This is a genomic window from Mesorhizobium sp. M0052 (assembly GCF_040323255.1).
Classification (GTDB): Bacteria; Pseudomonadota; Alphaproteobacteria; order Rhizobiales; family Rhizobiaceae; genus Mesorhizobium.
In genome coordinates this window covers 137279-148873 of the sequence record NZ_JAMYUS010000010.1, presented here as the reverse complement: position 1 = coordinate 148873, position 11595 = coordinate 137279, and the positions used below count along the sequence as shown (strand labels likewise).

8 protein-coding genes are annotated in these 11595 nt (G+C 66.5%); all 8 read right to left on the bottom strand.

Features of this window, described 5'->3' with window-relative positions:
• Positions 1-4: 4 nt before the first annotated feature.
• Genes tagF through tssF form a run of 8 tightly spaced genes read right to left on the bottom strand, consistent with a single transcriptional unit; the run spans position 5 to position 11593 of the window.
• Entirely contained in the window at positions 5-547 is a 543-nt protein-coding gene (gene tagF / locus NKJ77_RS15920; protein WP_023830356.1) for a type VI secretion system-associated protein TagF, read from the bottom strand.
• Positions 529-4065, bottom strand: coding sequence for a type VI secretion system membrane subunit TssM (tssM, locus tag NKJ77_RS15915; protein ID WP_023830355.1), 3537 nt, complete (start codon positions 4063-4065; stop codon positions 529-531). The genes tagF and tssM overlap by 19 nt, the downstream gene beginning before the upstream one ends.
• 1 nt (position 4066) lies before the next feature.
• A complete protein-coding gene (gene icmH, locus NKJ77_RS15910) occupies positions 4067-5392 on the bottom strand; it encodes a type IVB secretion system protein IcmH/DotU (protein WP_023830354.1) in 1326 nt (441 codons plus the stop codon).
• 4 nt (positions 5393-5396) lie between these two features.
• Positions 5397-6731: a type VI secretion system baseplate subunit TssK gene (tssK, locus tag NKJ77_RS15905; protein ID WP_352535433.1), complete on the bottom strand. Its 1335-nt coding sequence runs from the start codon at positions 6729-6731 to the stop codon at positions 5397-5399.
• Between the two features lie 58 nt (positions 6732-6789).
• Entirely contained in the window at positions 6790-7242 is a 453-nt protein-coding gene (gene tssJ / locus NKJ77_RS15900) for a type VI secretion system lipoprotein TssJ (protein WP_023735638.1), read from the bottom strand.
• 3 nt (positions 7243-7245) lie between these two features.
• Positions 7246-8715, bottom strand: coding sequence for a type VI secretion system-associated FHA domain protein TagH (tagH, locus tag NKJ77_RS15895; RefSeq protein WP_023714854.1), 1470 nt, complete (start codon positions 8713-8715; stop codon positions 7246-7248).
• The gene (gene tssG / locus NKJ77_RS15890; RefSeq protein WP_031194673.1) at positions 8712-9755 is read right to left on the bottom strand and encodes a type VI secretion system baseplate subunit TssG; all 1044 of its coding nucleotides are present in this window, start codon (positions 9753-9755) and stop codon (positions 8712-8714) included. The genes tagH and tssG overlap by 4 nt, the downstream gene beginning before the upstream one ends.
• Entirely contained in the window at positions 9719-11593 is a 1875-nt protein-coding gene (gene tssF, locus NKJ77_RS15885; protein WP_023714851.1) for a type VI secretion system baseplate subunit TssF, read from the bottom strand. Before tssF ends, tssG begins: the two co-directional genes overlap by 37 nt.
• Positions 11594-11595: the final 2 nt, after the last annotated feature.

Genomic DNA, 11595 nt, shown 5'->3' with positions numbered 1-11595 from the left:
CCCATCAGCTGGTCTCCCAGCTGCCGGCGAGGATTGTCTCCAGCGTCGGTTGCGGCGCGTGCGGATCGATGTCGAAAATGTCGGAGTGCGCCGTCCACATCACCATGTCGGCGATCAGCTCTTCGCCCGGCTCGGCCTGTGGCATCGGCAGTGCCGTCAAAGCTGCATCCAGTTCTTCGGGCGTCAGCTCGCCCTGCTGGGCGGCGGTGGCGGCCTCCTCGATTCCGGCAAACCATGCCTCGGCATGCGTCAGCGCGACAGGCGCTTCGGGTAGCAGGGCAACGACGCTCAAGGGGAATTTCCGGCCCACCTTGTCGGCGCTCTGCAGGATGATGCCCGCCGACGCGCCGAAGGAGTTCGGGCCGGCCAGAAACCGCAGCGCCGTGGCCGGGGGCCAGATGTCCTGGCCAAACAGCGGCACCAGATGCTGCGCCAGCCAGCGGTCCCAAAGCCGCACGAACTCGCCCGTCAGCCGCCGGCTGACGAAGTCGCCGGTGGCGGGCATTTTGCCGTAGAAGCCAGGCAGGATCAGATCTGCGGCGGACATGAGAATTTCTTGAACATCTGGAGGTTGTAGGGATTTTCGACACTCGCCGCCTTGAGCTTGAAATCGGCGTACATGCCTTTCGTCCCCAGCCGCAGGCTGTAGACATCGGACAGCGACGTCCCGGTGAAGCGGCCGCCGCGCAGCATCCTCAGCCACGCCCAGCTTCCCGTCTCGTTGAGCATGATTTCGGGCGAGCCGTCGATCGGCTGGAAGGCGAGCGAGATAACGCCGGTGCCGTCCTTGCCGGGCCAGGTCATCGGCTGCGGCCGCGTCGCATTGTTGAAGTAGACCAGGTTCTGGCCGTCGAGGTTGAGGGTGACGCGGGTGATGTTGGGCGACAGGTCGGTCGGCTCGAGTGTGAAGGCCATCACCGGGCCCTGGCCGCCGGGAAAGAGATCGTCGCGAATGCGCCGCGCCTGCTCGAAGGCGGCAAGTGCGGACGGGTCGAGGCCGAAATCGGCACGCCATTTCCATGGCTGCGCAGAGGTGTCGACATAGCTGATGAGATGGTCGTTGATGAAGCCGTCGATCATCCCTGCCGGCCCAAACAAGCGGGCGAAGTCGCGGACGTTGACGTCGACCGCGCTGTCGGGGCTGAACGGATAGCGGTCGTTGAGCGCGGCCTGGCAGAAGGGCAGGATGTCGGCGCGCCAGATGGCGTTGAGCTCGGAGGCCACGGCCTTCTGCGTCAACCCGCTGGTGTCGCCGGCAATGCCGCTAAGCCAGGTGTTGACCGGGTCGGGCAGGATTTGCGCCTGGCGGGCGACGGCGCCGGTCAGTTCGGCAAGCCCGCCCTGTTTCTTGATCGCGTCCTGCGGGTCGGGATTGGCGGTCACCGTCTGCAGCACGTTGGACAGCGCCGTCAGCGCGACGACCGCGGCATCGAGCGCCGGCGGCTGGCCGTCGACCTCGGCAATCGTGCTCTTGAGCGGCTTGAAGTGCTCGGCCACCAGCGTGCCGGTCAGGTCGACTTCGCTCGCCGAGCCTGCGCGCGGCAACAGCTTGGCGCCGGTCTTGACGATCTTGCCCAGCTTGCCGAGTTTGCCCAGTAGTTTCGAGCCGCCCTTCGCCGCCGCCTTGTCGTCGGTCGGCGCCTCGTCCGAGCGGGTGAGGTCGACCTCCTGGACCACCGCCGTCAACAGCCGCTTCAGCGCGGAATCGGCGCTGGAAAGGTCCTTCAGATTCTCGCTGGCAATGTTGAGGTCGCTGAGCGGCGCCAGCCGCATGTCGCGCAAAAAACTGTCCCACTGCGCGATGTAATCGTCATAGTAGAGCTTCAGGATATCTTCCGATAGCGCCGACACCGACGTCTCGGAATTTTCCGAGCAGCCGCCGGCAAACACGGCGCGGTCGAGTGCCGCCTGGGCGGCGACATCCTCGACCCGGTCGAGGATCGCATCGTGGAAGCCGTCATAGGTGAAGGCGCCTGATATGCCGACGCGCAGCGTCTTGTCGGAGCGTCGCGAAAACACCTTGGCGCCGTTCGGCCCGGCGAAATTGGCGGGGATCCATTCCTTCAATCCGGCCACCGCCGGATCGGCCAGCAATTGCTTGTAGGCCCGCGCCGGCAGCGAGATCGTGCAGACCGTTTTCAGCGCTTCGGCGACCAGCGCCTGGTCGGGCGCGATGTAGCTGTCGTCGACCGCCATGCGGCGGATCGCTGCCAGCTGGTGTTCTTCCGCATCGGCTGTCGGGAAGGGCGCGGCCGGCGCGAATTCGGGCAGGTCGTTCACCCACCAATTCTCGACGAAGTCGGAGTCCATCTGAGACAGGCCGGTCATCATGCGGTAGGTCTTGAGCGCCCCCAGCATGAAGTCCGGATCGCGGATCTGCCGCCACATGGTCGCTTCGAGCAACGCCACCATCCGCGGCTCCAGCACGTTGCGCAGAGCGTGGTCATAGGTGTCGGTCTGCGCCCGCATCATCTCGGCCGAAGCCGATGGTCCGAGCAGGTCCTGTGCCTTGTTCGGAGGCGCAGTCCTGGCATTGGCGACTTCGTCCATGGCGGTCAGGGCAACGTCCATAGCCGGCTGCAGCACCGAGGCGGGCGTCGCGGCGGTCGACGTCAGCGGCGCCTGCAGCGCTTCGAACTGGCCGGCTTGCGCGGCGATGGCGTTGCGATTGTCGTAGTAGGACCAGGTGAACAGGCCGCCGGCGAGTATGGCCGCAGCCGCGCTGGCAGCGGCGGCACCGCGCCAGACCCAGCTGCGGCGGCGCTGCGCCAGCGGATCGAAGGTGCCGAGCCCGGCCTCCTTGAAGATCACCTCGGTCAAAAGGTTCTTGAGGAAGAAGCTGCGCTTCTCGAAGCGCTGCGCCGGCATCGTGCGTCGTGCCGGCAGGCCGAAGGAGGAGGCGAGCGCCGCGGTCAGCCGGTCGATCGGCGCGCCTTCCTGGGTCGCCGAGGTCAGATAGAGGCCGCGCAGCCAGGCTGCCTCCTCGTAGCGGCTCTCGCCGAACATCGCCTCGACCAGCACCTGGATGGGCTCGGACAGGCTTTGCAGCTGTGCGGGAAAGCGGAAGATCTCGGCCCGTTCGGCCAGCTTATCCTCGTCTTCCAGCCGCGGCACCAGTCGCTTTTCCAGCTCCCTCGACAGCGTCGTGATTTCGCCCGCGATCGTCTTGGCGTCGACGCGTGCATCGAGCGGGAAGGTCGTCCCCCATACCTGTTCGCGCGCCGCCGTCGACAGGCCGCCGAAGAAGGCCTCGAAGCCTCTGATCAGATCGGCCTTGGTCAGCATCAGATAGACTGGCAGGCGGATTTCCAGCCGCTCTTCGAGCTCGGCCAGGCGCCTGCGGATCTTGCGGCCATGCGCCTTGACGGCTTCGTCGCCCTCGGACAGCGCGTCGATCCCAAGCGCAACGATGACGCCGTTCAGCGCACGACGGCCACGATGCTTCTTCAACAGATCGAGGAAACCCAGCCATTCCACGGCGTCGACATCGGGCTGGCTTTCCTGCTGGACATAGCGCCCGGCGGTGTCGATCATCACTGCGTTTTCGGAGAAGAACCAGTCGCAGTTGCGGGTACCGCCGATGCCCTGCAGATCGTCGGTGAGGTCGATCGGAAAGTTGAGGCCGGATTGGCGCAATGCCGTCGTCTTGCCGGTCGCCGGGGGGCCGACGATCACATACCACGGCATCTCGCGCAGGAACTTGCGGCCGCCGAGCTTGCGGCGCTTCAACTCGACCATGACGTCCTGGAACTTGGCGCCGACCGCGGCGACGTTTTCCTCGCCCGGGCTGAGCCGCTTTTCCTCGACCGGGGCGGAAATCTCGGCGACGAACATGCGGTTGGCGCGGATCGCGCGGCGCTGCGCGACGATCAGCCAGATCAGCCAGAAGATCACCAGAAGAGCGATGATGACGATGCGCACCGTCTCCGACGCCATCGGCACATAGTCGCCGACCCGTACGATCGGGCCGAATACCCAGATGATCAGCGACAGCAGCGCCAGGCCGATCAGCGTCCACAGGAAACGCGAAGTCAGGACCGCCCAGAGGAAGCGCAGGATGAACATGTCACAGCCTCTTTTCGACCAGCACTTCGACGCGGCGGTTCAAGGCCCGGCCTTCGCGTGTGCCGTCGTCGGCCACCGGATCGGTGGCGGCCCGGCCTTCGGAGCGCACGCGCTCCTTCGGCACGCCGTTCTGAATCAGGATATCGGCAATTTCCGCGGCGCGGGCTTCCGACAGCCGCTGGTTGGTGGACAGTGGGTTGGTCTTTTGCAAGGGAACGCCGTCGGTGTGGCCGACCACGGTGATATCGCCGATCAGCTCCTGGTTCTCGAGGATCACCTTGGCGACCGAGGCGATGAGCGGATCGAAGCCGTCTGTCAGCTGCGCGCGCGACGACTGGAAGAGTTCGGGATTGGAGGCCTGGATGACCAGCCGCGCCAGCGACACGCTCTCCGTGCCGCTCAGCGCTCTCTTGAGCTCGTCGGGTGCTGCCGCCTGGAATTCCGGCAGCAGCGCGAAATCCACCGCCACCGGCGGCGGCGCGTCGACCTTCGGCGAAGCGCGGGTGACATCCGTACGCGTCGGCGGCGGCAAGGCGCGAACCAGCGCCGAAAGCTCGACCGCCTGGCTGCTCAGGCTCATCGACAGCCCGATATGAATGGCGGTGGCGATCACCGCCGCTGCCGCAACCATCACCCAGATCGGCACGATGAAGCGCTGCGGCTCGTCGGAGGCGATCACGCCCTTCCAGTTGGGCGAAAGCTGTGCGCCTTCGGCGTCGCTGTCGCGCAGGAAGCGCGCCGCGGCCACACGCACGGCATTGAGCGAACGGTCGCCGGAGCGGCCCGGCACGCGATATTTGCCGCGGAAGCCGAGCGCCATGCAATGATATTGCAACTCCAGCATTTCGCGGTCGCGATTGGGATGGCGCTCCAGCTCTTCAAGACGGGCGAAGAACTGCGCGCCGGCATCGACGTCGCCGCGCAGCATCACCACCAGCGGCTGGCGTGGCCATGCGCTGGCGCCGCCCCACGGCGTGTTCAGCGCCAGATCATCGAGCAACGCGGCCACCAGCCACGCGGCCTGGTCGGCGCACTCAAGTGACGATCCCTGTGCCATGGTGGCGTCGCGGCAGCGCACGAGTTCGTCGAGCAGCCTGGTGCGCAGGGCTTCCGGGTTCTCAGGCGGCTGCGCGTTTTCGAGTTCGGGTGCAAATTCCAGCAGCGGCGAGAACGCGTTGACGAGCACGTTCGGATGCGCGCGCGCGGAGCGTTTCGCGGTCACCCCTGACGCCGGCAGCGGCATGGCGCGCGGCGTTGGCGCTCCGCTCAGCCGAATGCGCGTCCGCTCCCGATCCTCGGACAGTCCGAATGGATCGTCCCTGCTCATCATCTCACCTGTTGACCGAGTAGCAGTCGACCTGCGGTTCGCTGGGCAGCACGCCCGAAACGCCGATCACAAAACCGGGCGCTTCGAGAAGCGAAGCCCAGTGCTCGCTTTTCTGGTCGAGTTCGAGGCACAGCCGGTCGCCGTCATAGGGAATTTCGCGCGGCTGCGAATGCAGTGGCTTTAGCGGAATGCCGGGCAGGCGTGATTTCCACAGCCCTTCGAATTCGCTGGCCGAGCCGACGGTCGCCTGGTTGACGAAAATCTTGCGCAAGGCATCCTCCGACAGTTCGGAGCCGATCCGCACCACGATGCGGCTCGCCACCAGAAGTTTCGGGTTGTCGATGCGGATCTTCCACACATTGGTGGCATGGCGCATGACCGGCAGCGCGCGCGATTTCGGCTCGATGTAGCGCAGGCTGAGGATCAGCGAACGCAGCGCGTCGGCCAGCGCCGAATAGGCGGGGCCCGGTGCCATGTGGTCATAGACGGGCAGTTCGCCGAGCCGCCTTGCGCTCGAGCCGTAGGTCGCCATCGAGCCGGCAAGGCCGGCAAGTTCCATGTAGACCTCGGCCGGATGGAACACGTCCTGCGCCAGCATGTGCGCCAGCCGCGGCCGCGCGGCGTTGACCAGGTTCAGGATCAGAAGATCCTCGACGCTGCGCCCGGGGCCGCCCAGCACCATCTTGCCATGCGCCTCGGCGATCTGGTCGACGCCGGTGACCACTTCCTGCAGCAGGCGGCTGTACCAGGACGCCGCGCCGATGACCAAGGTCGGCGGCAGGAACGTATCGTCCAGGGCCACGCCGCCATCGGCGCGCACACCCTTGAGATCGGCAACCGGCAGCGCGGTGTAGCCGCCCACGGCCGTGCCCGGCGCCAGCAACAGCGCCTGTGGTCGCGCGATCTCGATTTCCTCGGGATCGGAGCCGCCATGCACGGCGTCGCGCACCGAGACGATCCGGCCGCGATAGCGCGCGCCGGACGGCTCGGCATGAGCGGGGTCGAAGCCGACGCCGCCGGGCGGTTCGAGCGGCAGCGCGATCAGCACCGGTCCCGCGCCCATTTCCGGCGTCACCGCCAGCGGCCGCGGCGCATCCATCGTCTCGGGGATCGCGAACGGCGTCCCGTCTGGAAAGATGCCGCGTGCCGAGAGCACCGAAATCTGGCCGGCATCGAGCTGTGCCTGATCGAGCGTCAGCGTTCGAAAGCCGAACGTATGCAGATGCCCGGCCTGCAAGGCGCCGCGCACCGTCGCTTCGAAGAAGCGGTCCTGTTGCTGGAAATGCTGGGTGCGAAGGAAAAGCCCCTCCGACCACAGCACCCTGTTTGCATCGCTCATGCCGGCACTCTCTGCTTCCTGCTCGTCACCTTGGCGCGGCTTTGCGGACCCGCCGCCGCTAGGCGGAAATGCCGCCGCTGCCGAGCTTCACATTGACGGTGAACTTCGATCCCGGCGACACCGACTTGGTCGTGCGCCAGTTGCGTCCGGTGGGTTCCCTGATCAGCGCGACGAAGCCGAGTGCGGCCACTTCCGGTTCGACCGTGATGGTCTTCGATGCGGTCTTGCCGGGTCCGACGGAAATCGTGTCGGAGCCGATGAGATCGCCGCCAAGTGCGGAGCCGGCACCGCCCTGCAGGGCGAAATAATCGGCCGAATTGAAGGCGCCGGTGCTTTTCAGCCGCAAGATCATCACCGTCACCGGCCTGTCGCCGCCGCCCGGTCCCGGGTTCATGCCGGCGCCGCCGGCAAGATTCACTGTGATGACGGATGGTTTGGGCGGGCCGCTCTGGCAAGCCGTCAGCAGTCCCGTCGCCCCGATGGCAAGGATAAATTCGCGTCTGTCGATCATGTCTCAGTCCTCCTCATATGCATCACGAAAATCAGCGCCGATCTCGCCCAGAAAGCGCGTCTCGGCGCTGTGAGCGATTTCACGGTGGCGTTTCTGGTACAATTCCCAGAGCTTGGCGCCGCGCCCGCCGGTCAGCAGATTGCCGATCGCCGAGCTCGACTTCAGTTCCTGCTCGATCGCCGCCGGATCAAAGCGGTCGATCATGCGCTTGAGGGCGCCTTGCACGCCGCGCCAGGCGCGAACGTGATGCTGCGCCAGATCGCGCACCGCGTCCTTGATCGCCGCTTCGGCGCCGAGGAAACCGGGGCTGCGCTCGGCCAGCATGGTCACCAGCGCATCGTCGACCGAGGGCAGGAATTTGAGCGGGTTGACCTCGGACGCGCCAACCACGGTCTGCGCGACGCGAGCGTTGCCCTTCTCTTCGGCGCGCTTGCGCAAAAGCTGCATCAGCCCATCCATCATCAGCCGGTACTCGCGGCCGAATTTCTCCATGTCGGCAACCGGATTGCGGCCGGGAAAGCCGGCCTCGTCCATACCCATGCCGCGCAGGAAAGCAGCGCGAAAGTCCGCGTCCGGCTGTCCGGTCGATGGCCGTGCTGCAGCTTGCCGGACAGGAGGGCGGGGCGGTGGTTGCGGGGTTGGCTTTGGCGATGGCTCGGCCGCGCGAGCCGGCAGCTCCCACGGCGCCGCGGAGGGAGCAGGCGAGGCCGCATCGATTGCGCCGCCATCCGTCGCGCCAACGTCGAGGCTGGTGGACTCGGCCGGGCCAAAACCAAACCCGTCATCGTAGGCCGGCGGCTGCTCGGAATTGGATCTGCTAGGCTCTCTCGACAGCGGCGCGGAGTCGAGGCCGAAGGGGTCGTCGAACAGCGGCTTGCCGCCGCTTTTGTCGGTGACGGCCTCTGGCGCCGGCGTCGCCACCGGGTCGAGGCTGAATGGATCGTCGAACGCCTGCGAGCTGCGTTCATCCGCACGCGCGAACGCGCCGGGCACCGGCTTTTCGAACGGATCGGGCAGGTTGGCAGGGCGTGGCCGTCCCGGCTCTTCTTGGGTCGTGGACGAAAAGAAATCGTCGCCACCGAGACTGACCGGCGCCCGCGACGCCACCGGCTTGCTGGCGGGCATCGAAGGCCTCAAGGCCGGCGCCTCGGTCTTCGCCGTCTGCAAATCGACGCACACCACATAGTCGCCCAACCGCAGCCGCATGCCGCTTTGCAGGCGCTCGGTATTTCCCGCGCCGAGTGGGCTGCTGGCATCGTCGATGAACAGCCCGCTGCTGGAAGTATCGGTGACGAAATAGCCGCCCTGCTTGCTGGTGATCTTGCAGTGGGCGCGCGAGACGAACATGTCGGGATCGTTGATCTGCCAGTCGGCGTCGGCGCTGCGGCCGATCACCAGCTCACCCTCGTCCAGCCGCGCCTGCCGCGTGACTTGCGCGCGGGGTCCCTGTTCGAGCGTCAGCAGCAGGCTCATGCCGCCACCTCTTCGCGCCAGCCGACGATGGTGCGCAGCCGCATGTCTTCGGCATCGCCTCGCGCAGGGTTGCGCGCCAGCCAGGTGGTGCGGGCAAGCTGGACGGTGCCGAGCTTTGCCGGCGGCACTGCCTTTGCCGCAAGCACGATCCTGAGATCGACATCGATGGTCTCGCCGATCAGGTCGCGCACCGCCTGCTTCAACAACTTCAGCCGCTCGCCGCCGGGCAGGAACGCCTTGTAGTCGATATAGCTGAGCGCACCGATGCGCAGTTCGATTCGGCTTTGCCGGCTGAAGCTGCGCGGGCCGATGGTGGCGCTGCGGCCGAGTGTGGCATAGCTGCCGGCCAGCCGGCTCTGCAGCGCCTTGGGAATGGTCATCCAGGCGCCGACGAATTCCTTCAGCACCACCGGAACCTTGAAGGCTTCGGCAATGAACAGCGTCAGCCGTTCGGGACCCTCGACCTGGCTGGCGAGCGAGGCGGCCTGGCGAAGCTTTACCGCATCGAGTTCGGCGTCCTGGGTGCCCGGCAGCCCGATGCCGGCCATCGCTTCCAGCATCGAACGGACGCGGCCGCCGACACCGCGTTCGACCTGCACGGCCGGATGCGCATCCGCCCAGGCGCGATAATAAAGCGCGATCATCCGGTGCTGCAGGATGTTGACGAAATCGACGAAGGTCGTGTCGCTCGTTTGCCGCGCCTCGGCGCCTGCATACCAGCGCTGCGAAAGCCGATCGAGCACCCAGCGCGTCAGATGCAGCGGCATCGGCCCTTCAGGCCCGAGCAGGCCGAGATTGTTGACCGTCACCCGCGCCGGCGACTTGTCCGTCGGTTCGTGGAAATCCACCACGTCCTGCACTGCGAAGGACAGCCGCACATTCTGGCCGAGCCTTGCCGGCTCGCGGTCCGGCCGGCCGGAATGGCCGAACAGGCCGCCTTGCCGCTCCAGCCGGCGCAGCAGTTCGAAAAAGTCGAAACTCTCGGACAGGGTTGCGGCTCGCTCTAGATCAGGTAGCGATTGCCGGGCGTCATCGGCCATGGCACATCCTCCTGTTTCTGGAGCAACCGCGTGCGCGTGCGCACGAACCCGTTAATGCCGGCATGGCGGGCAAACAGCCGCGACAGCAGGCCCGACAGCAGCAGAGTGCTCTGTCCCGCCAGCACCGACTGGTCGACATGCAGCGTCACCTCCGTGCCGCGCCCAAAACACATTGGTCCTTCGATCGCCAGCCTTTCGATCACCGCGCGCGAATCGATGCGCACGATCGAGCGTACATTGCGGGCAAGCCCGGGATCGCCGCGTTCGGCATAGAGATCGAGCAGCGCATGCAGCGGATCGACGCCGCGGCCTTCCTTGGCCAGGCTGAGGAAGTTCAGCGCCAGCTGCGAGACCAGCCGCCAGGCCAGGTCGTCGGCGCGCGACTCGCTGTCGGCGCCGGTCGGCAGCGCTGCCGGGATGGCCGGCTGCGGCGAACGCAGCGCGCCGAGCAGCCTGACCGATTCCACCGGGTCGCCCGCTTCCAGCGTCAGCGTTGGCGTGTCGTCGAGGATGGCAAGATCGCGGTTTGTGCACAGTGCCACGACGTCGACGCGCTTGAGCGGCCGGTTGGCCTGACTGTTGACTGGGCGCGAAACCGCCAGGAAGACGTCGTCCCCGGCATAGGAGGTCCGCGTCACGCCCTGGCGCCGCTCGTCCTCGGTCGGCCGGCGCGGCCGCCGCTCCGTCGAATAGACCCAGCCGCTGCCGCGATTTTGCCCAAGGCTGAAGAGTTCCGGTATCTCCGCGTCGGGTCCCTCGGCATCGGCGTCTTCGACGCGGATGACGCGGTAGATTTCAAAGTCGCGCGCCCGCGTGCGGTCGGCATGCAGCACCTGGCGCGTCTTGCGCTGGTCGAGCTCGACGATGTTGCACTCGCGCTCGAAGAGATTGATGATCGGGGTGGCGAAGAGATCGAAATCCGCCGGCGTCAGATCGGCGAGTTCGGGCACCGGACGCCGGAACAGGAAGATGATTTCGAGCCCGGCCTGGCATTTGCGCACGACCGGCAGCAAGCCGGTGACGCGCCCATAATGGAAGCGCTCGGGCATCATGAAATATTCGCGCAGCAGGCGGTAGCCTTCGAAGGTCGGCCGCGTGCGCGGCATCAGCGCCTCGGCATCGGCAATGCCGACCATCTCCGGCGGCGGTAGCGGCGACAATGGATTGGTCTTGCCTTCCGGTCGAGCGCCGACACCAGAGCAGACTCCGAAGATGGCGTCGAAGATCAGCGGCGCCTTGGTGCGGTTGGCGAAATAGAAGTCGAGCCGGTCGAGCGCCAGTTCGTCGAGCTTGCCTTTGCCGGTCCGCGCCAGCGTGATGCGAAGTGCCGCTTCGCCGGCCTTGCCGGCGATCGGGCCGATGCCGGCGGCGGCAAGCGCGCTGCGGTCCTGGAAATAGCCGACCGAACTGATCGCGATCGGAAACAGCGTCATGTCCTGCGCGGTGGTGAAGGTGCAGCGTGTCGACAGGCCGGCCTGCAGGCTGGAGACCAGCCGCGTGCCGCGCTTGACGACGTGGCCGGCAAGCATTGTCTGCACCTGCTGGCCGGGCTTCAGCACCACCATGGCGGTTGCCGGCGCCGGCGTGACGAGATCGGGATAAAGCACGTCGAGGATGCTGCGCGAAAACCGCGAGCGCTCGGCATCCACCTTCAGGCGCGTGCGCGCGGCGAGGAAGGCGACGCCGTCGAGCAGCCGCTCCACATAGGGGTCGGGACACGGCACCGTATCCAGCGACAAATTGCGGGCAACCGCCGGATGCATGTCGGCGAACTCCGCCGCCAGCCCGCGTATGTGGGACAGTTCCTCCTCGTAATATTCTACGAAGACCCGGTCCATCT